The sequence below is a fragment of the Bradyrhizobium sp. UFLA05-125 genome (genome assembly GCF_059803515.1).
Genome location: NZ_JBANBJ010000055.1, coordinates 14,695 through 40,713 on the forward strand (window position 1 = coordinate 14,695; position 26,019 = coordinate 40,713).

20 protein-coding genes and 3 pseudogenes are annotated in these 26,019 nt (G+C 57.4%); 10 read left to right on the top strand and 13 right to left on the bottom strand.

Going from position 1 to position 26,019, the window contains the following annotated elements; genetic code table 11:
• Nucleotides 1-148: 148 nt before the first annotated feature.
• The 4 genes from SO156_RS33205 to SO156_RS33220 form a co-directional block, all read right to left on the bottom strand.
• Complete coding sequence (locus tag SO156_RS33205) at nucleotides 149-361, bottom strand: LysR substrate-binding domain-containing protein (protein ID WP_498537736.1); 213 nt, start codon at nucleotides 359-361, stop codon at nucleotides 149-151.
• A 3-nt stretch (nucleotides 362-364) separates the two neighbouring features.
• Nucleotides 365-637: a LysR family transcriptional regulator gene (locus SO156_RS33210; RefSeq protein ID WP_498537705.1), complete on the bottom strand. Its 273-nt coding sequence runs from the start codon at nucleotides 635-637 to the stop codon at nucleotides 365-367.
• 182 nt (nucleotides 638-819) lie between these two features.
• Nucleotides 820-1,482: a peroxiredoxin-like family protein gene (locus SO156_RS33215; RefSeq protein WP_498537706.1), complete on the bottom strand. Its 663-nt coding sequence runs from the start codon at nucleotides 1,480-1,482 to the stop codon at nucleotides 820-822.
• 512 nt (nucleotides 1,483-1,994) lie between these two features.
• Nucleotides 1,995-2,456: an OsmC family protein gene (locus SO156_RS33220; RefSeq protein ID WP_498537707.1), complete on the bottom strand. Its 462-nt coding sequence runs from the start codon at nucleotides 2,454-2,456 to the stop codon at nucleotides 1,995-1,997.
• Nucleotides 2,457-2,671: 215 nt separating this feature from the next.
• On the opposite strand from SO156_RS33220, the gene SO156_RS33225 reads away from it, so the two are divergent.
• On the top strand, nucleotides 2,672-2,806 hold the full coding sequence (locus tag SO156_RS33225) for a hypothetical protein (protein WP_498537708.1): 135 nt from the start codon (nucleotides 2,672-2,674) through the stop codon (nucleotides 2,804-2,806).
• 195 nt (nucleotides 2,807-3,001) lie between these two features.
• On the opposite strand, the gene SO156_RS33230 is transcribed toward SO156_RS33225, so the two are convergent.
• From SO156_RS33230 to SO156_RS33245, 4 genes and pseudogenes are all read right to left on the bottom strand, one after another.
• Complete coding sequence (locus tag SO156_RS33230; RefSeq protein WP_498537709.1) at nucleotides 3,002-3,883, bottom strand: LysR family transcriptional regulator; 882 nt, start codon at nucleotides 3,881-3,883, stop codon at nucleotides 3,002-3,004.
• Nucleotides 3,883-4,212: pseudogene (locus tag SO156_RS33235) on the bottom strand (carboxymuconolactone decarboxylase family protein); the annotation flags it as partial. The pseudogene SO156_RS33235 and the gene SO156_RS33230, both read right to left, overlap by 1 nt.
• 436 nt (nucleotides 4,213-4,648) lie before the next feature.
• Nucleotides 4,649-5,164, bottom strand: coding sequence for a Dps family protein (locus SO156_RS33240; RefSeq protein WP_498537737.1), 516 nt, complete (start codon nucleotides 5,162-5,164; stop codon nucleotides 4,649-4,651).
• Nucleotides 5,161-6,912, bottom strand: a complete 1,752-nt coding sequence (locus SO156_RS33245) for a GMC family oxidoreductase (RefSeq protein WP_498537710.1) — start codon at nucleotides 6,910-6,912, stop codon at nucleotides 5,161-5,163. Before SO156_RS33245 ends, SO156_RS33240 begins: the two co-directional genes overlap by 4 nt.
• Here SO156_RS33245 and SO156_RS33250 point away from each other — a divergent pair.
• On the top strand, nucleotides 6,832-7,251 hold the full coding sequence (locus SO156_RS33250) for a hypothetical protein (RefSeq protein ID WP_498537738.1): 420 nt from the start codon (nucleotides 6,832-6,834) through the stop codon (nucleotides 7,249-7,251). The two genes, SO156_RS33245 and SO156_RS33250, sit on opposite strands and share 81 nt — an antisense overlap.
• On the opposite strand, the gene SO156_RS33255 is transcribed toward SO156_RS33250, so the two are convergent.
• The 3 genes and pseudogenes from SO156_RS33255 to tnpA all read right to left on the bottom strand — a co-directional run bounded on the left by SO156_RS33255 (nucleotide 7,183) and on the right by tnpA (nucleotide 14,986).
• Complete coding sequence (locus SO156_RS33255; RefSeq protein ID WP_498537711.1) at nucleotides 7,183-7,350, bottom strand: hypothetical protein; 168 nt, start codon at nucleotides 7,348-7,350, stop codon at nucleotides 7,183-7,185. The genes SO156_RS33250 and SO156_RS33255 overlap by 69 nt on opposite strands.
• 1,516 nt (nucleotides 7,351-8,866) lie before the next feature.
• The gene (locus SO156_RS33260) at nucleotides 8,867-14,389 is read right to left on the bottom strand and encodes a trifunctional serine/threonine-protein kinase/ATP-binding protein/sensor histidine kinase (RefSeq protein ID WP_498537712.1); all 5,523 of its coding nucleotides are present in this window, start codon (nucleotides 14,387-14,389) and stop codon (nucleotides 8,867-8,869) included.
• 191 nt (nucleotides 14,390-14,580) lie between these two features.
• A pseudogene (gene tnpA, locus SO156_RS33265) lies at nucleotides 14,581-14,986 on the bottom strand (IS200/IS605 family transposase).
• A gap of 163 nt (nucleotides 14,987-15,149) precedes the next feature.
• On the opposite strand from tnpA, the pseudogene SO156_RS33270 reads away from it, so the two are divergent.
• The 5 genes and pseudogenes from SO156_RS33270 to SO156_RS33290 all read left to right on the top strand — a co-directional run bounded on the left by SO156_RS33270 (nucleotide 15,150) and on the right by SO156_RS33290 (nucleotide 19,783).
• Nucleotides 15,150-16,168: pseudogene (locus tag SO156_RS33270) on the top strand (transposase).
• A gap of 324 nt (nucleotides 16,169-16,492) precedes the next feature.
• Nucleotides 16,493-17,470 carry a TRAP transporter substrate-binding protein gene (locus SO156_RS33275; protein ID WP_498537713.1) on the top strand — a complete coding sequence of 326 codons (978 nt, stop codon included), beginning with the start codon at nucleotides 16,493-16,495 and terminating at the stop codon, nucleotides 17,468-17,470.
• Between the two features lie 239 nt (nucleotides 17,471-17,709).
• Nucleotides 17,710-18,162: a TRAP transporter small permease gene (locus SO156_RS33280; protein ID WP_498537714.1), complete on the top strand. Its 453-nt coding sequence runs from the start codon at nucleotides 17,710-17,712 to the stop codon at nucleotides 18,160-18,162.
• A complete protein-coding gene (locus SO156_RS33285; RefSeq protein ID WP_498537715.1) occupies nucleotides 18,159-19,439 on the top strand; it encodes a TRAP transporter large permease in 1,281 nt (426 codons plus the stop codon). The genes SO156_RS33280 and SO156_RS33285 overlap by 4 nt, the downstream gene beginning before the upstream one ends.
• Before the next feature lie 92 nt (nucleotides 19,440-19,531).
• On the top strand, nucleotides 19,532-19,783 hold the full coding sequence (locus tag SO156_RS33290) for a hypothetical protein (RefSeq protein WP_498537716.1): 252 nt from the start codon (nucleotides 19,532-19,534) through the stop codon (nucleotides 19,781-19,783).
• 90 nt (nucleotides 19,784-19,873) lie between these two features.
• Here the strand turns inward: SO156_RS33290 and SO156_RS33295 are convergent, their stop codons facing one another.
• The gene (locus SO156_RS33295) at nucleotides 19,874-20,533 is read right to left on the bottom strand and encodes a response regulator transcription factor (protein ID WP_498537717.1); all 660 of its coding nucleotides are present in this window, start codon (nucleotides 20,531-20,533) and stop codon (nucleotides 19,874-19,876) included.
• A 567-nt stretch (nucleotides 20,534-21,100) separates the two neighbouring features.
• Here SO156_RS33295 and SO156_RS33300 point away from each other — a divergent pair.
• Nucleotides 21,101-21,628, top strand: a complete 528-nt coding sequence (locus SO156_RS33300; RefSeq protein WP_498537718.1) for a response regulator transcription factor — start codon at nucleotides 21,101-21,103, stop codon at nucleotides 21,626-21,628.
• 136 nt (nucleotides 21,629-21,764) lie between these two features.
• Here SO156_RS33300 and SO156_RS33305 read toward each other — a convergent pair whose 3' ends face one another.
• The gene (locus SO156_RS33305) at nucleotides 21,765-22,079 is read right to left on the bottom strand and encodes a sensor histidine kinase (RefSeq protein WP_498537719.1); all 315 of its coding nucleotides are present in this window, start codon (nucleotides 22,077-22,079) and stop codon (nucleotides 21,765-21,767) included.
• A gap of 1,317 nt (nucleotides 22,080-23,396) precedes the next feature.
• On the opposite strand from SO156_RS33305, the gene SO156_RS33310 reads away from it, so the two are divergent.
• Nucleotides 23,397-24,203 carry a sensor histidine kinase gene (locus tag SO156_RS33310; RefSeq protein ID WP_498537720.1) on the top strand — a complete coding sequence of 269 codons (807 nt, stop codon included), beginning with the start codon at nucleotides 23,397-23,399 and terminating at the stop codon, nucleotides 24,201-24,203.
• Between the two features lie 684 nt (nucleotides 24,204-24,887).
• Nucleotides 24,888-25,862 (top strand): LysR family transcriptional regulator, encoded by a 975-nt coding sequence (locus tag SO156_RS33315; protein ID WP_498537721.1) that lies wholly within the window; start codon nucleotides 24,888-24,890, stop codon nucleotides 25,860-25,862.
• The last annotated feature ends 157 nt before the right edge of the window (nucleotides 25,863-26,019 follow it).

Genomic DNA, 26,019 nt, shown 5'->3' on the forward strand with positions numbered 1-26,019 from the left:
TAATGCGGCAGCGCGTCGGGAAAGCAGAGACGCTGACATTTCGGAGCCACGTCACAGTTGAAGTGTCCCAAATAGTGGCTACGCGAAGCGCTTCCATTCCAATCACCGGAAGGCCCGCAAGTTCATACGACGGGGCGAGCACGGTGAATTACCGTTCGAACAACGCCCAATCGTCGATACGTTCTGGCGTATCGTCGAGATCACCAACCAAGGCGACATCTGCTTCGCCATCTAGCAGAAGCTCAACCAAGCGGCTTGGCGGCCCTTCCCGAAGCTCGGCGCGGAGGCCAGCGAGGAAGTTGCGAATCTCAGCGATTGGCTCCAGAACAAGCGAAGCGGAAACGGATGGGGCGAGACCGATAGTTCATGGAGCTACTTCCTTTTGCCGAAAGTCACGCGCTTCGAACAGCCTCCGTCGATGCAAGTACGCGCTCGAATATCGGAAGCACCGCCTTCCCCAAGTCAGTGAGGTGGGTGAGTTGACGCTCTCGGTAGATAAGCTGACCCCGAGCTCCTGCTCGAGCTTTTGCATGTCCTTGGTCGGCGCCGGTTGCGTGACGTTGCACATCTCCGCAGCACGCATGAAGTTCAAAGTGCTTGCGACGGCTAGAGAGTACTGGGCCTGGTGGAGCTCCATTGGATGTCCACTCTCAACTATTCTTGCACTAGTGACGTGTGATGGCAACGCAGCAACACGCGGCGCTGAGGCGCACTATTCTAGCGCCACGTTGCCACTAGTGCGGGCGCGATGAACCTGTTTGCGCGTTCCCCGACTAGCGCACACGCTTTCTGGAATCCAGAGCTGCTCACGGCCGAGGATCAGTGCGCCAATCGTGCGCGAATCTGGCTTAGGACGGGAAGGAGCTCGGTTGGGTCACAGCGCCGAGTGTAATCGGCGCTGATATCGGCGTACTCGACGATCCCTTCTGGGCTTATTACGTACCGAGCTGGCATTGTCAGTGTCCAGCTTGACTCGCGATTCACGGCGGCGAGGTCGAGACCACATTCTACTTCAGTGGCTCGCAACTCCCGGGGCAGCTTCCAACGCAGGCCGAAGGCGTGAGCAACCTTTCCGCCACGATCGACGAGGTTGGGGAATGATAAGCCGTTCATTTGCTCAGTGGAGCGGCTCTCGTTCGCAGACTGCTGAGAAACCGCTATGATCGACGCACCCGATGAGCGGAGCTGCCGCGCGACAGCCTGGATCGCGCGCAAATCGAGCTTGCAATAGGGGCACCATCCCCCCCTATAGAAAACAATCAGAACTGGGCCGCTGTTTAGAACGGCGTAGGATGAGATCGCTTTGCCATCGGGATCACGCAGCCGGAATTCGGGAGCATGGTCTCCAGCGTGAATAGCTCTTTCGGCGATGCCAGAGGACACCAACTCGTCAATGGCTTCCTGGCGGACACGCCTAATATGCAGAGGGGTGTTTTCATAACACTTGTCCCTAAGTGCATCGAGCTCATCTTGGAGTCGCATTGCGGTTTCCTCACCGTATATCGACGTTATGGAGGTGGCGGCAGCCCGGCGGTAGTGCCGAAATGCAAATTTGACATATTCTCGCACGACATGAGGGGATGCTCTATCGCACAACCTCCGTCTTGGTCTCGTGCCACTTCTGGAACTTATCTCAGCTTTGCGAGGACGTCGTGTCCAAGGACTTCGGCACGCGAAAACGGCAAAATCGACGAAGAGGCGCATTTTCAGTGGCAAGAGCGCCTGTCGGATGTGAATAATATGGACCGGGGTCGGGGGTTCACAATTCTTATAGAATGAGGGACTGCTTCTCCTCGGAGACCGCTTCACGATTTGAGAGGACGTTTGTAATGCCCGATACCTGCAACGAGGACAATCGCCGGTCGTCGAGAGGCGACACACAGATTGTACGGAACGGGTCCGATAGGCTGCCAAGCCTCAACTGCGGTGATCGACCGCCGAGAGACCCTCAATCGGGATCGATGTAGGGGATCTGGAGTTCAGCCAGATCATCCTCATAGCTGGCCTGAGTGCCTTCGTCGCGGCCGGAAGTAGTCGCCCGCGCGCGTGTGTATATCCGCACTGATGCCGAGAATTTCGCCAACGGGGCAGAGGTTTGCGGCCTCCAGCAAGAACGCGCGTTGTTGCCCATCAAGTTCTCCCTCCAATACAACAGTGCGTTCGAACGAACCTCTTTCGCCCTCGGCGTTGTGATGGAAGCTGACACCCACTTCTAGCCTTTCCAGCGGAAGTTTCTGGCGCCGAGCCTGAAATCGAACGGTCATGGCGGTGCATGCAGCGAGAGCTGCGCTGAGAAGGTCGTAAGGATTGGGACCGGGTGATATATGGCCAACGCCATCCGGACCGCCGATAGGAAACTGAGATGCGTCGACATGGCCAACCAGCGCGCCATGATTGGTGGGATCGTTTGCGACGACAACTTCGCGGATCCTGCGTGCGTTTTTCTCTTGTATCATAGAGTGTCCTTCCATTGTGGTGAGCGGGTCATACAAAGCGGCGTCGGCCGGCCGCCACGGAAACGGGTCCCAACTCCTCTGATCGAAACCCACGCAACGACGAGGATGATCTGGAAACTTTCAGGAGCCCATGACGCCTGCGACCTTGTCTGCCACACGTTGACCGACTGAGAGCTACTCAATCGGATCCCACGTGTCAGTCGGACGAAAGCGCAATGAGCGGCGCAGCCGCCGCAATTGGCGAGCGATTCACGCTCAGTGGGCTCCATGCCGTCGATTCCAGTTCTACGGATTTGATGGCCCTGATCCTCATCCGTCCGCTCTATTACATTTCCAATCAACCGCGTTGAGGCGGCGCCACATCGTCCAACTTATTGATCAACCGGCATGTACGCGCGTAGGTCGATAGCAGCGCAAAGTAGGTCTTGGAATTCATCGCAGATCTCCGTGCCGTATCTACCCCAATCAGTGCGTTCGGTAATTAAATTCGGCGACCATTCGAGCAAAGCTATCATATCCATAACTGGCAGGATTGCTCCGTGAAGTCAGTCTCGAAGCTCCCTGATGAGGAAATCCGTGAACGCGCGCGCGGCTGGCTTAATGGTCTTTCCGCTCACGAATAACGCATTGACTTCCATCGAGCCGAAATCCCAGTCGGACAGAATACGAACGAGCGCACCGCTTTCCAACTCTGCCTTCGCACCGATCAGGCTTGAGGCGACGATACCCAGCCCAGCCTTCGCGGCGGCAATGGCGCCTTCAGTGATTGTCACAGCCAACTGACTTTGCACACGGACGGACGCGACGCGCCCGTCCTTGCGGAACGAGTACGTCGGTGAGAGATGGGCAGGGCCGATAATCATCGCATGGTGTGCAAGATCTGACGGCATCAACGGCGTGCCGTGCTCTTCGAGGTACAGGGGGGCGGCTGCAAGAATGCGCGGAACGTCGATCACCTTCCGCACGGTGGCGCTTGAGTCAGCCAGGCTTCCAAACCGGAAGGCGACGTCAATGCCCTCGGCGACCAGATCCTGATATCGATCGTTAGACAGCAATTCGACACGAAGCGCCGGATGCGCTGACAAAAATTTCGACAGCCTCGGAGTAATCTCCCGGAGCACGAAACTCGACGAGGTTCCGACGCGAAGCACCCCTCGCAGTTCTCCGGTGCCACGAGCCTCGTGGTCGGCCTCCTCAAGCGAGGCCAGGATCGCCTCTACACGCATTAAGTAGGTTGCTCCAGCCTCCGTCAGCGTGACCGCTCGGGTTGTCCGGCTGAACAGTGTCGCGCCCACGTCGGCTTCCAACGCGGCGATAAGGCGTGAGGCCGACGGCTGAGAGAGACCGAGTTCACGACCGGCGCTCGAAAAGCTCCCGACGCGACCTGCGCGGGCAAACAGTTTCAGCGCTGTAAGTCGGTCGTTCATCTGTGGGCACTGCCCGGCGCCCCAGTCTTGGCGACGCGCGGCACGCTCTCGGCCCACACAAGCGCCTCGCGTTCGGTCGCGCTGGAAAGACAGCCGCCCTCCTCCCAAGCCTGCACCAGTGGTAGCTTCTCGACCTTCACCCTTCTCTTGGTGATGTCGTGCGTGTGCATGTCGAGACAAGAGGCACAGTTGTTGATCTGCGAGACCCGCAAATAGATTGCGTCCAGCAGTTCACTCGGCAGACCGCTCTCGATAACATAGCGATGGACGCCGCCGAGCGCCTTGGCCCCGTTGGGAACGATCTGGTTGCAATCGAGCCTCTTGGTCATAATTCTGATCGGTTCGATTTACTTCACAGCGGTGGTGAGCGCCTCGTCGTCGGAGTCGACGACGCAGACTGCGAGCGACTTCACCGGCTCGGTCTTGCTCGCGTTACGGCTGATCGAATGGGTTGAGTTCGGCGGTTCGGACCAGCGCTCGCGGGTCTCGTAGATGGGTCTCAGTTATTCGCCTTCGATTCGATCGCGCCCGAGATCACATGGGCGTAGATGAACGCGGGCTTTGCACTAGCCGCCTGACGCAGGCTCGTTCATGGAGATGACGCAGGGACTTTGCGTACTTCCAGATCGGCGTGCCGGCGACCGAGAGCTTAACCGCCACAAAATGCCATTCCAAGCGAACGAGTCTGAGGTCAAGGCCCAAGAGGGGATCTTTGCGGGAGCGTACGCAGTCACTCGAACTTCGAGGGTGGGCGTGCGCTCGGGGTTAAGCTCTCCTGGTCGCCTCGAACAGGAACCATGTGCGACGTTCCGCCTCGTCGATCCAGTTTTCGATTAGGCCGGCCGTGGCGACATCGCCATGCTCGTCGCAGACATTGCGTGTCTGCCGCATACGCTGGGTGAGCGCTAGGTTGTCTTCCTTCAGCTCGGCCAGCATGTCTTCGGGTGTGACGTAATCGGCATCATTGTCCTGGATATGCTTCACCCTGGCGATTTGGCCAATCGAGCGGATCGTTGTGCCGCCGATCTTGCGAGCTCTTTCCGCGATGTCGTCCGTCATCGCGAAAATCTGCGCGCCCTGCTCATCAAGAAGGAGGTGATAATCCCGGAAATGCGGACCTGAAATGTGCCAATGGAAGTTCTTGGTCTTGACGTAAAGCGCGAACACGTCTGCCAGAAGGACAGTGAGGGCGGCCGAAATATCCTTGGTGGCATTGGAGCCGAGATTGCTCGGGGTGTCTAGTGGCGCCTCACGGCGTTTTCTCGCGTCCTCTACACTCATTTTGATCCCTCCTTCAGGGATGCTGCCGGGGATGGCTCTGAACAAGCAATTTTGCAAAATAGAGTCTGCACGTTTGCAAGGGCTCGGCCCTTTGTTCCGCCTCCGATGACTATCGACTTCGGGCCACCCACGTCGGCTTGCGCCAGAGCTCCCCAAGTCCGGTTCAGATCCTCGACCAGCATCGCCGTGGCGTGGCGCGCGAGTGCCTGGGTCGGGGCGCTCGTGTTGCCGCTAGTGATGCTCGGCATGATCGAGGCGTCGATCACGCGGAGGCCGTCGACCCCGCGGACTCTGAGCCTTGCGTCAACCACCGCTCGCGCATCCTGGCCCATTCGGCACGTGCCGACCGGGTGAAACATCGTTGTCACGACACGCTTGACCCATTCGCCGATCTCGGCGTCCGATTGGATGCGCGGGCCGGGCTCGATCTCTTCCTCGATCACCGGCGCCAGCGACTCCTGCGCCATGACCTTGCGGATCGCGCGCACCGATTCCACCGCGGCCCTCAGGTCTTCTTCCTCACCCATGAAGTTCGGGTTGATGAGGGGCATCGACGTCGGGTCGTTATCGGCCAACCGCACCCAGCCGCGGCTCTTGGGCTGAAGCACTACGAGCTCGAAGGTGATGCCAGAGCGGTCGCCCGTCGGGCTGATTCCATCGGCCGCGATGATAGGCACGTGATAGCATTGGATCGTGGGTTCGGCGGTGAAGTCGGATGGATTCCAGTGGGAAACCGTCTCGATACCGTTGCCCGACGCCGGGCCATCCTTGGTGGCGAAATAGCGCAGGCCCGCCTTCACGCTGCCGAGGCCCTGCGCGGATGCCTGATAGCCGAGATCACCCTTTACGTAGGCACGGACTGGCACGATCGCGTGGTCGTGGAGATTTTCGCCTACCTCCGGAGAATCGACGATTACCGCGATGCCGTGCTGGCGAAGCTGCTCGGCTGGCCCGATGCCAGAGTGCATGAGGATCTTCGGGCTATGGACGCTGCCGGCCGACAGCACAACCTCGCCGGCCGTGATCCTCGCGAGGCCCGTGTCCATGAGTTCGACGCCAACGGCCCGCTTGTTCTCGACGAGGATGCGAAGGACGGTCTTGCCGGTGAGAAGGGTCACGCGGCCCGAGGCGAGGTGGGGGCGCAGATAAGCGTCGACCGCGCTGCACCGCCGCTGATCTCCAACCGTAGATTGCACCGGGGAGACGCCGATCTGTGTCTTGCCGTTATAGTCGGGATTATAGGGGATCCCATATTCCTGGAAGGCCTTGAGGCAATATTGGTTCAGCTCGTTGATGCCCTTGGGCAACTGAACCGCCAGACCACCATCGATGCCGTGATATTTGTCGTGGAAGGTGTCGTTGTCTTCCTGCGCCAAGAAGACGGGAAGCAAATCTTCATACGACCATTTACCAGTGTCGCCGACCGCGTCCTGCCACGCGGCGTAGTCGCGTATCTGACCACGGACGTAGGCCATCGCGTTGATCGAAGAGCCGCCGCCGAGCACCTTGCCTAAACGATATGCTCGCTTGGTGCCGTGCTGGGGAACCGTCTCGTATTTCCAGACATGCCGGTCTTGGGCTAGTATTTTGGCGAAGCCGGCGGGAATCTGGATGAATGGATCGCGATCCGTATCGCCCGCTTCTATCAGCGCGATCGAAGCATCGGAGTGTTCGGCGAGATAACTCGCAACGACGCAGCCGGCCGCGCCCGCGCCAACAATGACAATGTCGTACGCTTCTTGGGACATCAGCGTCTTTCTCTTTCACGCCATTTGTATCGTTCAACCAACAGCAGTAGCTGGCGGAGCGCCATCGCGGCGCCTGATCCTGAGATTGATCGGACTATGCATTTGGAGAGTGACCTTGCAACGCCGGCGAGGGAAATCACCTCTCGTCATAAAGTCGATAGACGATCGTTATTGCCGCTCGCCGAGCGGCGTGATGCCGTAGCGAGGAATGCCACGAGCCGCCTGGCACGCGAAGCCAATTTCTGTTCTGCAGAGACTTCTAAGCTGCGTTCAGTCGCCGAATCGGCAATCAATGCCGTCGCGGCTTCCATAACTGGTGCCGCGAAATTCGCGCAGTGAGCCCGAAAGATGTTCGTGCATTTGTACGAGAACGGCAGGAAGCGCGCGGGCACTGTGGGCATTCATGATCCGCGTGAATAAATTCAAACGCATTTTCATGGTCTAGCGCCTCTTGGAGAGATTTTGCGCGCCAACGCATTCAAAGATCACGCAGGAGGCGGCGCGACTCTGCGTCTTTCAAACGATAACCAATGCACCTGTCAAAGTTACAGTGTGATCGCTACGCCCCGCGTGCTGGTCATGGCATTTCAAGGCGTGGCGCCATGGCTCTCGTTCCGTACGGAACCGACCGAGAATCGGCAGATCCCTCCTGCCGTAATCGAATAGGAAGATTCAATCGATGGCGTACCGTTCAACCGCAAACCTCTCAGCTGAACCGGCGGATTACTTCGAACAGCCGACCGCACGATCGAGCCAAGTGTTTCGTCGGCGCGGTCGCGACGCCAAGCAGAAGCACCCTGCCGATCGTTCGGCGGCTACACGGAATTGTACGCCAGACGGCGCCGTTGGGATCAGATGGCTCTGTCCAAGGAGTCTCTTTCTAGTGACACAGCAGGGAGACTGCGGCCGAACCGGGGGCCACGTTCCCGCCCCTTGCGGGGCGCGCAGGACTGGTCTTTAAGCCCAAGTAATCGCATCTCAAACGAATGGAATGCACTCGTAACCGCCTTGCAATGTATCGGTCTACCTCCTTGTGATTAGGTGAAGTTCGACGGCGGTATGCAGTTGGAGCTCGATCATGCAAGCGAAATGCTGAGCAAAGAGTATTTGAGAACGGCACACAGCATACTCCCGGCGACCAAACAATTAAGGCGCTTGCTGAGACTATCAACGGCGAGCTGCGAAAGCCGCGCGCGCTGATGCGGCTAAAACATCGGCATCGGCGGCCTCGGGCTGAATGTAAGCGCTGACGTGGGAGTTTTCGCCGAAGGCCTCGTCGAGGCGGTCAAGTCCGGCAAGGCGCGCGCGGTCAGCGTGGCCAATTTCAATGCGGACGGCAGAGCTCGGACTAAGTGAAATTAGGGCCAATGCACCGCGGTACGGTCATGCGAAAGATGGGAGCTCACTCCCTCGCGGATCTGGTTCGTAGGGAGACACCATCAGGAGCAGACCGCGCTGAAAATTGGTTGGGAGTACATGAAGGGTGGCACGTGGCAAAACTAACTCATCCGTGCCTACGAAGGGCAAGCAGACGGCTACAGACATGATTACCGTTGTAGATGACGATGCCGCGGTGCGGGAAATGCTCGTCTCGCTGGTTCGATCACTTGGATATGATGCCCGTGCCTCGCGTCTGCTGAAGACTTTCTGGCATCGGATGATTTTGGTAGGTTCACTTGCACGATTACTGACATTCATATGCCAGGAATGAATGGTTTCGAGCTCATGGAGCGACTCGACGCGCGCAGTGATTATTTTCGGTCATCATGATCACCGCCCATACCGAACCTGATCTCGAGGAAAAGGCCATTTTCAGTGGCGCGCTATGCTTTCTGCGCAAGCCCTTCGAAATCGACGTTCTGGTCGGCTGCATCGAGAACGCTTTGAGAGACTGAAAATCAATTCCAAGAGCCGCGCTCTGCAGCTTCTCCACATGATGCCGCGAGGGACCTTATCACCGAGCTATGGGGATGGTGATATGAAAGGCAGCGCCCCGTGGGACGTTCGCTGTCACCCAAATTCGTCCTCTGTGACTTTCGACGATGGATTGGCAGATGGACAGTCCCATCCCCATGCCGGCCGGCTTGGTCGTGTAGAATGGGTCGAAAAGACGTCCAATATCTTCCGCGCTTACGCCTGGTCCCGAGTCTCGTACGGAGATGGTGACGTCGGGCGATGCGTTCACCGAAGTACTGATCGACACTTCGCGCGGACCCTTTGTGCCCTCAGCCAATGCCTGGATGGCGTTGATGATCAAATTCAGAATCACCTGTTGCAGCTGAATCCGATCAGCTTCGACGAAAGGCAAAGCCTCTGCAAGCTGCGCATGCACCGTGACGCCGTTCTTCACCGCCTCGCTGCGCGTAAGCTCAATCACCTCGTCGATCGCGCCATTGAGCTCCGTACGTTCCATACGTGAGGGGCTCTTTTTGGTGAGGTCCCGAATCCGGTCGAGGACATTGCTTGCTCGACGACCGCCTTCGGAGATTCTGCGAAGCAGCTGGCGAGTTTCTTCCAGATTCGGCGGCTGATGTGCCAGCCAACGCAGGGCCGCATCAGCGCTACTGACCGTTGTGGCGATCGGCTGCTTGACCTCGTGTGCGATCGAGGCAGTGAGTTGTCCCATGGTCGCCACGCGGCTCGCGTGCGCAAGCTCTGTCTGGACCTCGCGATATCGCCTCTCGCTCTCACGCGCCACCGCTTCAGTTTGCCTGCGTTCAGTTAGGTCAAGCACGAAAGCGACACCTTGATTTCCAGTTTGCTCGAAGCGTGCGGCGCCGACCAGCACCGGCACGCGGCTGCCGTCCTTGCGGTAATACTCCTTTTCGGAGGCCTGTGAGGTGCCGGTCATTTTCACTTCTTCAATACGCTGCGCGTCGCGGTCGCGCCATTCCGGCGGCGTCAGGTCTGTCCAGCGCATCCGATCTGTGACGAGATCCTCTCGATCGTACCCAACAATCCGGAGAAACGCGTCATTGGCCTCAATAATGCGACCTTCGATATCAAAGATTAATATGCCAATGATGTTGGCGTCCACTAAGCGCCGGATCTTCCCCTCTCGTTCCTTGAGATCGCTGTAAAGACGGGAATTCTCCAGGGCGACTGCTGCCTGCGTCGACACTAATTTCAGCACCTCGACCCGGCTCGGCGCGAAGACGCCGGGAGCCAGGTTATTCTCAAGAAAGATCACGCCGATCAGTTTGGTCTGATTGAGCAACGGCAAGCAGAGAATCGACCGGGCCTGGTGCCGACGGACATATGGATCGGCCACGAACGTAGATTGGATCGCAGTATCGTCGATAATGACGCTTTCGTGGGTACGCAGTACGTAGTGAAGCACTGATTCCGGCAGCAGCGCTTCCGCTACCACCTCGTCTTGCAAGTGCACCGTCACTGTATCGCCGCTGGTTGTCGCTTCCGCTGCGATCCGGAATTCGTTGCCACGCCACAGGATCAGTAAACCTCGTTCCGCCCCGGCCTGCTGGAGCGCGGTGCTCAGGAGCGTGCCGATCAGCTTTTCGAGGACAATTTCCCCCGAGACAGCTTGGGATACTTTGAGCACGGTCGCGAGGTCGAGGTGTTCGACCGGGGCAAGAAACGTGCTTGTGGGATTAGCTAGTTGTTCTACCCCAATGTGCGGATACAACTCATCAAGTTGCCGCAGCTTTCCGTGCGCGCCCCAACGAAGGTAACCATGACGAGCGACGCGAAGGTAGGCATTCGCGATGATCTCACGTCCATGCTTCCGATAGAAGCGTACCGCCATTTCGCCTGCTAACGCTTCGTTATGCACGAACCCGCTCTCTCGAGCCGATTTAATCGCCTGGTCGTACAGACGTTGGGCATCAAGCTCTCGACCTTCGAGGCGGGCGATCTCTGCGCCCACAAGCGCGGTTCGATTCTCGAAATTTGCAGGGCAATTCTCCGCCCATTCTGCGAGCTGTTTGTAGTGGGATACCAATGCTTCGAAATGCTCTGCGCGCCGGCTTGAACATGCGGAATCGAAGAGCGCAGCACGGGAAAGGGCGCTATAGAAATGATACTCCGCCGTTTCAAACGTCGATGTTAATGTCCAAATCAGCTGTTGCGCTTTGAGTGATGCATCGATGGCAGCCTCGTAGTCGCCGGCCGAGAAGCATGCCTGCAGCTTTCGAATCCAGTAGCAGCACGCGGGAAGCGCCATGGCCGAGTTGTTCGCCAAACGACGCTCAAACTTGCGCTCATCAAACTCACCATCATCGAAGGAACCGAATTTCGATGTCACCCCGCGGAGAGTGCGGATAAGCCCGAGCTGAAGCCCTATGGTGTCGATCGAGTGGACAAATCGAGCACTCCGCGCAAGCTTAAGGCTGTTTTCTGCTTCACGTTGCACGTCAACGAGCGGATCCCCTGTCGCAAGAAGGTTCGTGTTCAGGTTCTCACAGGCGACCGTCGCATAAGGAAGGTCGCCGACCTTGTTTGCGGCATCGAACGCCTGACGCAGCAGATCGCGACTCGCCCTGACATGTTTTGTCCAGGGCATGACATGATTTCCGAAGATCACATAGGTCCTATCCCGGAAGCGCTTGAAGTTGCGCTTCTGGACCAGCTCATAACCAAGCTGACCGAATTGAAATCCGGCCCTATAGTTGCCGAAGTGCGGTCCGGCTATGACGCCAAGGGAGGCATAAGGAATACAAGAACCATCGCTGTTGCCGCGCTCGACGCTTAAATTCACCGCCCAGCAGACGGCCAGGCAATATAGATTCGCATCCGTGAACTTGGCTGCCAGCAGGACCATTGTCAGCACGTCCAGAGTTGCACGCGATGCCGGATCACTCATAACAGGCAGATCAATGAGCTCCTCGATTGTGCGACTCCCAAGCTGTGACCAAATCCGCTCATATTCGCGATGTGCTTGCTCCTTCGTCGGATGCGGTGACCATTCAACGCCCAGATGCCGAAGGAATTCGAGGCAGACAGTAACTGCACGATCGCACTGGTTGAGCATCGTGAAGAGATTCATGTGCAAGCACGCAACGGTAGCCAGTTCGACCGTGCCCGCTGCGCGGGACGAAAGCAGGGTCAAGTGCTCCGTCGCCGCCTCCGTTTCACCAGTTAGAAACTCGCATTCCGCGCGGTGCAGCTCTAAGTCGAAGATGAGCTCATGCCGGCGCTCCCAACAGTCGTGCGCCAGCAGCAACGCGCCAGCACTAAAATATTTGAGCGCCGACGCGTACGCCGATGAGGCCTTGGCCCGCTTCCCGGCCGCGAGATTGAGTTCGGCGAGCTGTTCGCGCTCGTCTCGCGAGGTAATCAAAGGGGCGCCGCGATTGAGCTGGCCAACGATCTCGAAGATGTTTTCGTCGCGCTTTCCGGATGGCGTATTTGCCGCAAGGCGCCTGCCTATTTTGAGATGAGCAGCCGGACGGGCCTCCTCGGGAATCAGAGAATAGGCCGCTTCGTGCACGCGGTCGTGGGCAAATCTGTAGGAGCTATCCGAGCGTACGATCAATTCGGCACGAAGAGCCTCCCACAGATCGGCGGTAACTTGCTCCTCGGCCGTCTGGTGCACGACCGAGAGTGTAGCGATGTCAGCACTGTTTCCGAAGCAGGCCAATTTCTGGAGTGCGCTTCGTGTCGTGAGTCCTAGTCGGCTCAGCCTACCGACCATCAGGTCGATCACGTTGTCCGCATAGCCCTTGCCGCGGATTTGATTCAGATCCCAGCGCCATCGGCCCTCGTCGCGGTCGAACGAAAGCCATGTCTCTTCGGTCATAGCCCGGATGAACTGGATAGAGAAAAACGGATTGCCCGCCGTCTTCTCATAGATCAGATCTGCCAATGGCTCGACTTGTCGCATGTCGCAACGCAGAGCATCTGCAACCAACTGCGTCAGATCCTCGTGGGCCAGCGGCGCCAGCACGAGCTCACTGACCGCCGCGCCGTTTTGGCGAATTGTCCGGATCTTGCGCATTAAGGGGTGACCGGGGCTTACCTCGTTGTCGCGGTAGGCGCCGATGAGCATCAAATTGCGGACGTCCGGCTGTCTCAGCAGATCTTCGATCAGGTCCAGCGTCGCCGCATCTAGCCATTGCAGATCGTCGAGGAAGAGGGCAAGCGGATGTTCTGGACGCGCGAATACGTCGATGATCCGGCGAAGGAGCAAATGGAACCGAGCCTTGGCCTCCTGCGGTGGGAGATCAGGAACAGGCGGTTGTTCGCCGACGAAGAGTCTCAGTTCAGGCACGAGATCGATAATGAGCGCGCCGTTCGGACCCAACGCTTGGAGAAGGTCATCGCGCCACTTACCGAGCTCGGCTTCCGGCTTGCTGAGAAAGGAGCGAACCAAACCCTGAAACGCCTGTGCCAGCGTCGCGTACGGGACATCTCGCATGTATTGATCGAATTTTCCCGACGCGAAGAGACCGCGCGGCAGAACAAGCACCTTGTGCAGTTCATTGATGACGGCGGACTTGCCGATGCCGGAATAGCCGGAGACCAGCACGAGCTCCGGTGCGCCGCTTTTCACGACGCGATCGAAAGAGGCGAGCAAAATCTCGACCTCGCGCTCTCTCCCATACAGCTTCTCGGGAATCAGCAGCCTGTCGGGCGTGTCCTGTTCGCCCAATGGAAAATCATCGATGAGCCGTCCGGCCTCTAAATCGATGAGGCAGCGCCGCAGATCGTGTTCGAGTCCAGCCGCCGTCTGATAGCGATCCTCAGCCGTCTTGGCGAGGAGCTTCATGATGATCGCCGATACGACCGATGGGACAGTCGCCGATCGCTCTGCCGGCGCTACCGGCCGTCTTGCGATGTGGCAATGCACCCATTCCATCGGGTCCGCAGCGGTAAACGGCACTGCACCGACGAGCATTTGATAGAAGGTGACGCCGAGTGCGTAGAGATCGCTGCGGGAGTCGATTGACCGATTCATTCGTCCCGTCTGTTCGGGAGCCATGTAAGCTAGTGTGCCAGCAATGGTCTCGGGCGGCTCAGGTGACTGCCGCTCGCGCGGAAGACGCGAGGTGAGACCGAACCCAGAGAGCTTGACCTCTCTGGTGGCGCTGTTTACGAGGATGTTACTCGGCTTGAGATCTTTGTGAATGAGGCCGCTTCGGTGAAGTTTGCCCAGCGCCACAGCGATGCTCATCGCGAGGCGCAAGAAATCCGCCGTTTCCATCGTCATGCCCAGCAGTCGATCGAGCGGCTCGCCGCCCGTATCCTCAAGGACCAACATGGTCCGCGGGCCATCGCGAATTAACTCGAGCGGCCGCGCCGCCCATGCCGCGTCTAGGTTATCCCTCAACTCGTATTCGCGCTTGAGGCGATCGAGGATAGCGGGCGTCGGATCTTCGGCGGCAGGCAATACAACCAGCACGGCGGAGTGGTCAGCGGTGCCGTGCCTGAAACCTCGGCAGAAGACACGTTCGCCGTCCTCCCACAAGACCTCGAACTTGCCATTGCCATCCGTGCTCAACAGAGTGGAGGAAACCAATTTCCTCTCTCCAAGCTCAAGCGAACCACCGCCTTGCGGCTATCGCGGCATACCACGAACAATGAAGGGTGACAATTTCCGGCGTTGGCCCGGAATTCAAGCCGGCATTTCGTCTTGCAAGCCGATATGCCGATATCCTCCAGCAAAGCCGGAGTTTGATTGGGAACCGCCAAAGGCGGTTTTAAGGGATGTTAGGACGATTGATTGGATTTTTGGGCAGCTGAGATTTTCAGCTCAAGCTGCTCCAATTCCCGGTCGGCTAGTTCTTGGTTACGGATGCAGGCTCGGATCACATCCTCATCCCGACCTACGGTAGTGACAAAATATCCGCGCGCCCAGAATTTGTGGCCGAGAAAATTTCGCATCTTCCGTTCGACATTCTGCGCGATCCAGATCGAACTCTTCCCTTTTATGTATCCGATGATCTGTGCCACCGAATATTTCGGAGTATCGAAATCAACATATGGACGTGATCGGGCATCAGATGGTCCTCTTCGATCCGGCACTCCTTGCGGCGTGCGAGATCGTGAAACACTTGGCCCAGATGCCGTTTTATCTTCCCGAACAGCATCTTCTTCGCCACTTCGGCGTAAACACGACGTGGTACTTGCACTCTCAGGTCGCGTGATTAAGATGATTGAACTCCTGTTTTCGCCCCGCCGGGGATGTCCCGAGTTCTGCTGAATTTCTGAAGAGGTCGGCGTTGCCCTCCTTGAGCCGGTAGGCTTAGGGTGCTGATTCCACAAAGGAGAGCAACGCCATGACGAGAGATATCACACCGGCTGGTTCGCCGGCGACCGGGGCTGTGGACTAAGCGTTTGCAGAAGTGCGGGCGAGCTTCGATCGGTTCGGCCTTGCGGCAGAGATCGAGGCGCTCGGCACGATGATGGAGGCGGATGTCACGGCGGCCTGCGGGCCGCGCCACGGTCGCGACGCGGCGCGGCGGGCGCATCGTTGGGGCCGAACGTGGGGACGGGTCGGCTTCCACGGCGAGCGCCCGCGGGTCCGGGGCGTGGACGGCCGCGAGGTCACGATCCCCAGCTGGGAAACGGCAGCGCACGAGGACTGGCTCGGTCGCTGGGCGATGAACCTTATGCTGATCAATGTGTCGACGCGCCGGTTCGGCCGCGCTGTTCGGCTTCCCGAGGGTGACGTGCCGGCACCGCCCGGATCGGGGGTTTCGAAGTCTGCGGCCTCGCGGAGGTTTGTGGCGCTGTCGGCGGCGCGGCTGGCGGACTTCATGGCTACCGATCTGTCCGCGCTCGACCTTCTGGTGGTCCAAATCGACGGGCTGCATCTCGGCGACGATCTCGTGCTGGTCGCCGCGATCGGGGTTGACGGCGAAGGCAACAAGCATCCGCTGGCGCTGGTGGAAGGGGCGACCGAGAACGCCGCAACGGTTCAGGTCCTGCTGGACAACCTGGTCTCGCGCGGGCTCGACCCGACGGTGCCAAGACTGTTCATCGTCGACGGCGCGAAAGCGTTGTCGAAGGTGATCCACCGCAACTTCGGTTCGGCCGCCGCGATCCTGCGCTGCCAGATCCACAAGGCGCGCAACATCATGGAACGCCTGCCGAAAGAGCACCATGCGGCCACCCGTCGGGTGCTACCAGATGCCGGTATGGCCTTGCGATGGGTCGCGGCGGGCATGATCGAGGCCACAAGGGCTTCCGACACCTGAAGGCGCATAAGCAATTGTCGGTTTTGCGTGCGGCCCTTCAGGCTGACCACGATCGCATGACGATCAAGCCCGTTGCCCACGTCACGAGGGCCGCGTAACATTCCTTCCGGCAAACGTCGGCCCGAGGTGGTTCAACAGCGATCGGAACATCTCCCGCCCCGCCATAGGCGGAGGCTTAGCAGGTTTGGTTAGACGGTATAACACGCATACGCCGTTGCCCATAAGGGTCTTCCGGGTCTGGAGAAAGGGCTGATCGACCTGCACTTCGATCCTCGGCGCACGGCGAGCGAGTGTGTGCGACGGCATAATGTGCCACGCCATCTTTCATTTCATGGTGCCGGCCCATCTTGAGACGAAATCGAAGAGACGGCGCAAGTAGGGACGGGACTGGGTTCAGACCGGCATGTCAAAGGAGCCTGGATATGAATTTGTTCACGCCGAAAACAGCAAGTCTAGTAGTGGCCATGGCATTGGTGCTGGCGTGCTATCACCCCGCACGCGCGGGGACGGAAATCCGGATGGCGCTCACCGATCCGGCTGGAAGTACTGTCTATCGTGCAATAACCGAGGTTTTTAAGAAGCGAGTTGAAGAGCTTACTAACGGTCAAGTCGCCGTTACGCTGTTTCCAGGCTCGCAGCTGGGGACATACAAAGAAGCGCTCGAACAAATCCGTGCCGGTGCTCTCACATCACTCTACGACAGCATCGGCACTATTGGACCCTGGGATCCAATCGCCGGAATCGAAAGCGTCCCCTATCTTTACAAGGATGAATCGGACTTCTTTAAAAAATGGCGCAGCCCCGTAGGTCAACAATTACTCGATCAGCTCGCTAAGGATTCCGGGTTTCGATTGATCGGTCCGGCGTTTCGCGGCTTCCGAGTCATGTCAGCGAACCAGAAGGTCGAGAGGGTTCAAGACGTATCAGGGATGAAGCTTCGCGTCCCAGCGATTAAAATCTATATGGACACTTGGAAGGCATTCGGCGCTAATCCAACACCGATTGCTTTTGAACAGGTCTTCACCGCCCTTCAGCAAGGCGTCGTAGCGGGCCAAGAAAACCCTGTCAGCGTGATTTATGACAATCACTTTGACGAGGTTTGCAAATATCTAATCCTCACGAATCACGCCGCCGAAACAGTCGGCGTGATTTTCAACGACAATTGGTGGCAGAAGCAGTCGCCCGAAGACCGCCAGGCGATCGAAACAGCAGCCGCGGCTGTTTCTGATTGGCTCCGAGATTTCACTGACCAGAACGAGGCTCGGCAAATCGATAGTCTTCGCGCTAAGGGAATGACGGTGATCAAGCCAGACATTTCCGGCTTTGTGACTCGCGGCAAGAACGTACCCCTCGATCCAAAGCTTGAAGTTTGGGTCAAACGTTTTGAGGCACTAGATTAGTGTGTCGGTAACATCCTTGGGATTCGTTTCGTCCACGCTTGGCCGTCGTACGCGATCCTCAACGAGAGATCCGCTAGCCAGATCTCCGACTGAGAAATGCGAACAGTCGGAGGACTAGGAACGCAATGGCGGGAGCCGCAAAGTATCGGTCCGCGTAACCATTCAGGTAGATGAAGCAGCTTCTTTGTAAGTCACTACTAACACTAAGAATCTTGCAGGATCGACTTTACCAGGTCGTGATGCTGACCCTTGTTCTTCTTGCGACCTTGATGGTCGCCTCTTTGTGCGCACAAGTATTTTGGCGCTACTTTCTAAATGACTCCCTGATTTGGCCCGAGGAGGTCTCCCGCTACGCCTTTATCTGGGTATCATGCCTTGGGATGTGTGCGGGTGTCCGACGTGGCGATCTGATCGCGATTGATGTTCTATGGGTTGACAGACCGAAGCGAGTACGTCTGTTCGTTTCTCTTATCGCGCGCATGCTAATCATACCACTGCTGATCGTATTCATCTGGGAAGGATCGGCTCTCATTGATGTTGTTGCTGGCCAGCGCACGGCGGGCACGAACATACCGGTTGGATGGGTCTATCTGGCACTACCACTTTCATCGGTGTTCGCTCTTTTGTTTGTCTTTGAAACAATCGCTAGAGATATTTGCGAGCTGTCGATACCAGAGGATCACTCAGAATGAGCCAACTGCTGGTAATCGTCGTAGTGAGCGTAGGCTTGCTATTGCTTTCGGTCCCAGTGGCGTTTGCACTGGGATTGAGTTGTCTTGTCGTGATGGTCCTATGGCCAGGAACGCCTTTTATCTTAGTCGCGCAAAAGACTCTGAACGGGATGGACTCTTTTCCTCTTCTTGCGATCCCGTTCTTCCTATTGGCCTCAGGCGTTATGAATGCCGGCGGGCTTACGGATCGGGTCGTCAACGTGTTCAACAGCATCGTTGGCCCGTTGCGCGGTGGGCTTGCGATGGTCAATGTCGCGGTCAATATTTTCTTCGCTGGAATTTCTGGCTCGGCAGTTGCTGACGCGACCGCTACCGGTTCAGTTCTGATTCCAGCGATGAAACAGAGCGGCTATCCGGGCCCATTTGCAGCAGCATTGACCGCCGCCGCGGCCGCTTGTGGACCAGTTATCCCTCCAAGCATAGCTTTGATTGTCTATGCCGTCGTAGCCCACGTCTCCATTTTCAGGCTCTTTCTCGCTGGTTACCTTCCCGCACTGTTGCTCGCCAGTCTTCTCCTCGGCTACGTCTGGCACGCAGCAGCCAGCCGTGGCTTTCCAAAACAGCCGAGAGTTGGATTGCATGAGATCACTTCGCGGCTAAGACATGGATTCTGGGCGCTCACGATGCCGGTGGGGCTCGTGCTTGGCATATTGCTTGGTGTGTTCACGGTTGTAGAGCTTGGAGCGGTCCTAGTGCTCTACGCTCTCCTAGTATCTCTGATGTATCGTCAGCTGCCAGTCCGAGAAGTACCCAAGATTCTACAGCAGATAGGGCTCGATGCCGCGAATATAATGTTTATTGTAGGGGTCAGCAGCCTGTTAGCGTACCTGATTGCGATAAATCGTATTCCAGATCTCGTGCTCACAGAAGTGCTGTCATTTACACAAAACAAATGGTCGTTTTTGATAGCTGTGAATGCGATATTGTTAATCGCCGGCACGTTACTTGATTCTACCCCGGCCACGATCATCCTCGTTCCTATATTCTTGCCCATTGCTAAGGAGCTCGGGATAGACCCAATTCATTTTGGCATTGTTTTTGTATTCAATTTGAGCATCGGCACAGTGCATCCGCCGGTCGGACTTAACCTTTATGTGACATCAAAGATAGCCCAAGAGACGATTGGCCAAGTAATGATTGAACTCATACCCTTGTACGCCTTGATGCTCATAGTTCTGATATTTGTTACGTTTTTCCCGGAACCGCTATTGTGGCTTTCGAACTTCATGTCCCACTGAGCCGCTCGAGCGTCCACCCCTATCGAGCGCGTCAGCGGTGGCTGAGCCGACCCACTCATCGACTGGCTCGAAAACGTGCGTGGTTGGTTTCATTGGCCGCAGATGATCAACCGCGAAAGGACGGTGACCGAGACGCGCTCGATCGGGCTCGGCCCGAGGACGTCACCATCACCGACGAGGAGACGGAACAAGGCGGCAGCGCCGCGTGCGTCAAGGTCCGCGTCGTCGATCTCGATGTGTATCTCTGCGCCAAGTGGATCGAACCGGGCGACCAGCACCGCAAGCCGGGCTGCTTGATCTTGCGGAACGCACTGCCCCTCCGCTTTCTATTTCACTGGGCTTGACGCCTGGTACTACTGGGTTCTCGTCGCCGAGTCTAGCTGACGACCTAAGCAACGCGCCCGTGGTGAGCGACGTTGCGCCATCCGCCTGTGTCACGGACCTGTCGGACCGAGCCCGAGCGTTTCCGCCATTCTCACCAGATGAGCCAACGATCTCGCTCCCATCTTTCTCAAGACGTTGCCGCGATAAAGCTTAACTGTAGCCTCGCTAATGCGCATTTCGGCCGCTATCTGTTTGTTCGCCAGCCCGACAGTCACGAAGGTCATCACCTGTTGTTCGCGTGCGGTCAAGGATTTGAAAAGAGCTTGAATGTCAGAAACGCTCGTCTCGTGTTGGCGCCTCTTCTGATCCCGGTCGAGTGCCGTTGAAACTGCGTCGATGAGATCCTGGTCGCGAAACGGCTTAGTGAGGAAGTCGACCGCGCCAGCCTTCATCGCTCTTACCGACATCTGGATATCGCCATGTCCGGTCAAAAAAATAATTGGAATATGAATGTTCACTCTTGCCAATTCAGCTTGAAGGTCAAAACCACCTAGACCGGGCAACCTGATGTCGAGAACCAGACAACTAGGAACGTCCTCTAATTCGCTTTGTAGCAATTCCGCAGCAGATTCAAACAGTCGAACCCGTAAGCCAATCGATCGAAGTAGGCTACTGAGCGTCTCACGCATGGGAGGATCATCGTCGACTATGTAGACCATGGGGTGCGCTTTAGGCGGGTCGCGGCGCTGTAGATGGGAGCGATTGATCATGACAAAATCGCATGAGTCGGCAGCACGGTGAATTGAAGGGTCGTCCCCCATCCGAAGCTTACACCCGCCTGTCGCAAACTTCGATAGTCGGCGACGGTCCGGTTCCCTACCGAGGGGTTGATGCGGCCGCACGCACCGACTTGGGCGGCACCGCAACGAAGCAGCCGGGGGCGACAACAAGGCGAACGGAACCTCTACCAGTCCCAGCTTCTATACGTTGGTATTATTTTCTACGCCGAACGGCTAACTGACACGACTCAAGTCGGGTGGCAGGTCGGATCGCGTCGGATTAGCGTTACAATTGAAAGCAGATGATTTCGGCAGCGCCGCCATAAAGATGATCGACCTAAGGGTTCGGTGCCGGGCGCGCCCTTTTAGGCCGAGGTATGACCCCGCATCGCCCGCAGCGCAGCCGAACGGGCAACTGCCCTGGCCGATGTGATCTTGCTCTCGTCCGGTGCCTGTATCGAGTACAAGAGGCTCAAGGAGGAGTGTCTTGGAGCGGACCAATTCACATCGCGCTGCGATCTTCCGGATCCGAACCAAAGCCGCGATAGCTCCGATCGCTTGGACCTCACGCAGCGGGACAACTGCGGCAACAAGGACGGCAAGCACTTTTTCGCTGGAGCATGCGAACGTACACTGTGTTCGGGCTTGCCAACGCTTCTGCGTGCGCCGGGTATACTCGTAATGGATCGGGCACATGCAAAAGCGCCTGTCGTCTCGATTGTGGACGATGACGATTTGATGCGTTCGGTCGTGCGCAGCTTTGTAATGTCGCTTGGACTCACAGTATACGACTTTGCCTCCGCCGCCGAGTTTTTGCAATCTCCCTGGCTGAGCGAGACGTCGTGCCTGATTTCGGATGTTCAGATGCCAAATATGAGTGGCGTCGAGTTGCAGAATGCTTTAATCGCGCAGGGCCGTCGTATCCCTATCATATTCCTTACGGCTTTCCCCGATAAGACTCTTGAGGTGCGCGCGATGAATGCGGGCGCCATTGCTTATCTAAGCAAACCTTTCGATGAACATGAAATGATCAGATGCATCGGCAAAGCCATAAACGCGGCCGGGCTCGGCAGCTCAGAGAAATAGATGTACTGGCGGGCTGATGCTCCTGAATGGCTTGGCGCCACGTTACAAAGTGCCGCGTGGCGGCACAGGCAACGTGAATTGAAAGACCGCCCCTTTGGACGGCTTCGCTGTTGCCCACACTCGACCCCGTGGGCTTCTATGACCGAACGGCAATCGACAGTCCGATGCCCATGCCGCTAGGCTTGGTTGTGTAGAACGGGTCGAAGAGATGCTTGAGAGTCGTAGGGCTCAATCCTGGGCCCGAATCTGCGAGCGCGACGAGGACGTTGCTCGAACCATCGTCGGCGTTGCTGATCAGCAGCTCGCGCAATTCTTCTCTCACTTCTTTCATCGCTCCGACCGCGTTCATGATTATATTGAGTATAACTTGTTGCAGTTGGACGCGATCCCCGCAAATGAATGGCAAGCCTTGCGCCAGTTCGGTCTGCACCGAGATGCCATTTCGCAGCATTTCGCTCCGTGCCAGTTCAAGGACATCGATGATGATTGCGTTGATATCCAGCTGGTCGTTCCGCGGAGGCAGCTTTTTGATGCTGGCGCGAATCCGGTCGATGACATCGCTGGCTCGATTGCCAGCCTCGAGGATACGACAGAGCTATTGCCGCATCTCCTCTGGGTTTGACGGCTTTGCTCGGCCAACGCAAAGCGGTTTGGGCACTGCTAACTGACACTGCGATCGGCTGCTTGATTTCATGGGCAATCGACGCTGTCGGCTGCCCCATCGTGGTGACGCGATTAACGTGTGCAAGCTCCACTTGTGCTTCGCGGTGTCGCTGCTCGCTTTGACGTAAGCCTTCCTCGGCGCGCTTGCGCTCTGTCAAATCGAGCACGAATGCAGGCCCTCGTCGCATCCTTCATTTGAACAGCGCGGCGCCAATAAGGACGAGAACGCGGATGCCATCTTTCCGAATATACTTATTTCTCGAAGGCTGGATGATCCCGGTTGAGTTTAGTTCAGCCTGGGTGAGTACGTCCCGCTCGCGCCATTCCGCGGGGACAGCTCGGTCCAGCGCACGCGGCCCGAAACCAAGTCTTCACGGCCATATCCTACGACACGTAGAAACGCGTCATTGGCTTCAAGTAGCATCCGCAATGGAGAGGGTGTCTGGTTGCGAGCGATCGCCTTTCATTCCCATGCGTCCCGCGTTAACGGATGCAGTTGCGCTCATAATCGCGGCTCAGACACATCCTCGGCCTAGATGGAACAAGCTGACCCGGAAAGGCGATTTCGCTACCAGAGTCTCGACATCCTAACCAAAGGTCTCGTGACCGCACGAATTCCACTACGCCGATCCGCCGCAGGTGCAGTTGAGCCTTGCGACGCGCGCCTCTAGCTTGTGGGGGTGCAGGGGCAACACCGGCTCCAAAGCTCAAAGGTGAAATCACAATGCGCGGAGCAGATGTCATTCATCCAGCCGTTGCGATTTCTCCACTCGATATCGTGACGCTTCGCCAGCGCGTAAACCAAAGGGAGGTTCGAAATGAGTGATTTCTTGGCCTCGTATGTCTTAAGAGTATTGTTTGCGCCCCCTCATTCGGCGCACGGAGGCAATACGACCGCGCGGCGTTGGCGCCGGCTGGCGCCTTTTCCATTCGAACAGTACCGGCCAGAGCTGCACTATATGCGCGGCCCCGGCCCGAAATGGCGAGAGAAGCATAAGCGCGGCGCCGGGCAGCCGCGGCACGATTAGTCGTTTAGGCTAGGACGCACTTTGTAACTGCCGATCCATTTGCACCACGTCTGTTAGTCGCCTGAAAGAGGAACATCATGCGCGAATCGAGCAATTGCATCGAAACGGCCGAACGGAGTGGGAAGCGAAAGAAAAGCGATGTTGTCCTCGAGCCAATCACCTGGAGTATGACTGCGACCTCCGATCCGCACCTAGCTCACAACTTCGAAACTCTGTTGCTTGCCATAGCCGGTCACGATCTCCGTCAACCCCTGCAGATCCTTCAGAGCGCCAACGAGCTCCTAGGGCTCGGACCTCGGACAAGTTCCGAGTTGCGACTCCTTCGATCCAGTCAAGATGCGATTGACCGGTTGAACGACCAGTTGGCGCAGCTAGTGACGGCCCTTCGGTTCCGCGAGCGCACGAAGGAAGCGAGACTCGCGCCAGTGCACGTTGGCCAAGTCATCCGGCAGGTGCGGCGCGACAATGAAGAGACGGCTCTGAAGAAGGGCATCTTCATCCGCTCCGTTCCATCAGATGCATTGATACTAAGCGACCGTCTGCTTCTAAGCGCCGCGCTGCACAACCTGGTGAGCAACGCGGTAAAATATACCGAGCCGGGTGGCCGTATCGTGCTTGGCTGCCGCAACGTAGGCCCGTTCATCCGTATCGACGTGTACGATAACGGCATAGGCATCCCAGGCGATCGGGTGTCCAAGGCCTTCGAACCTTTTACCCGCCTGGATGCTACGCGACGCGACGGCCTCGGCATCGGCCTGTTCATTGTTTGCCAGGCGATCAGACTTCTTGGACACCGCATCGACGTCGCTTCCACTCCATGTCGGGGATCTCGTTTCTCCATTTTCGTTGGCCGTGCGGCGCAGCAGGATTGTGATCAAACATGAAAGACTGAGAACGAGCTTGAGCATCCGGGAGTACGGCCATGAAATTCGTACTGGTCAATCGCAGGACACCTGTCGTTCCGTCGAATTGCGCAGCGTGTCGCCGTCCGGTGGAGAAAGGCTATTTACGCGATCTCTCTACTCTAAGACGGTATTGCGGAGTGGAGTGTTACCCCGGACGGAATGGGAACGTTCCACCTCTTCGACCATACGCAGAGATCACTCCATTCGAGCTGATCGTTGAATGGCAGGAGTCAACGTTCGACATCGTCTCCACGGTATTCGGGTTGGGATGAGCACCAACACGCTGCCTCTTCTGACAGGATCATTCCGAGCATTGCGTATGGCATGTACCGCAGAAATCACGGGAGTGTGTGCTGACCGACTAGTGGTTCATAGTGGTTCGCTGACACCACGCTTATCGGGCGGAGAAACGTTGGCTGATCCGATCCCGATGCAAACCCTGACATTTAGCTGGTCTCGCCTATGATGTTCTACGCAGCCGCGACGTTAATAGGAAACAGCGTCGGTGAGAACACTTTCCGCAACGCGGGTCGACAATTCCGAGCTGGCGCGCAATATCTGTTTCCCCGGATGCTCCGCGACATACACCTTCTTCATCGCCCCTACCTACTTTGGCAACGAACTGGAACGGTCCGAACCACGGCAAATCTTAGAGTATGAGTTATGCAGCTGCAGCTTCATCAGGTGCGATATTTCCTAGCCCTGGCAAGGACACTCAATTTTACGCGGGCTGCGGAGCAATGCAATGTGACTCAGCCGGCGCTGACAAAGGCGGTACACAAGCTGGAGCAACAACTCGGTGGCGCGTTGATTCACCGTGAACGTCACCTCACCCAGCTGACCGAGCTGGGCAAGATGATTTTGCCCACGATGGAGAAAATACTTGCCGCCGCGGAGGCGGTACGGTTTCAGGCGCAAGGCTATCAAAAAAAGACAATCGCCCCGCTCAAGATCGGGCTGGTGCCGTCAGTCTCCGCCGCGCTCATCACGGAATTGTTCTTGGAGCTCGCCAGGATCATCCCTGACTTTCGAGCCGATCTGCACGAGGCAGATGCCGACAGGCTCGTTGCAATGCTTTTGGATGGCGAGATCAACGCCGCATTCGTCGGTGACGCCATGGAGATACCCGAGCGTATCGACCGTTGGCAGCTGTTCGAGGAGCGGTACGTGCTCGTCCTGTCTCGGAAACATCCGATGGCAATGCAAACTGTTATCCCGCACCAAGACTTGCATGAGGCGGTGTTTCTCGAACGGCTCGGATGTGACGTCGCAGACCGATTCAAGCAGGCTTGTTTTGCTGACCATCCAGGCCCTAAAGTTGTCCACAGGAGCGCTCAGGAGTGCCATCTTCAGCAAATGGCATCCGCCGGTTTGGGGGCCATCCTGGCGCCAGAACACGCCCCCAGGCTGCCGTCGCTCGCCGCTATTCCAATTGAGGGCGACCCCGTCCGGCGCGAGGTGCAGCTTTTGGCCGTGGCGGGGAGACAGTATTCGCCGGCACTTGACGCCTTTATCAAGGTTGCTCGTGTTCGCGACTGGATGAGTGCGCTGGACAAACTCCGACACGCATCTGCCCCTGCCCCGAACAAGGACAATGTTCGTAAGGCTGACCCACAAGGCGCAAGCTCCTTGATCTAAATCACGGGCCCCGGTCCCGCCTCGAGTTTGTCGCGGGCACGAAGTCGTGGATGGCCGGGAAAAGCCCGGCCATCACGCCGTTACAGTCGCCACGCGTAGCCTCTTGAATTGACTCGTCTCATTTCCGCGAGGCTTAGGCCCATCCAATTCGGACAGA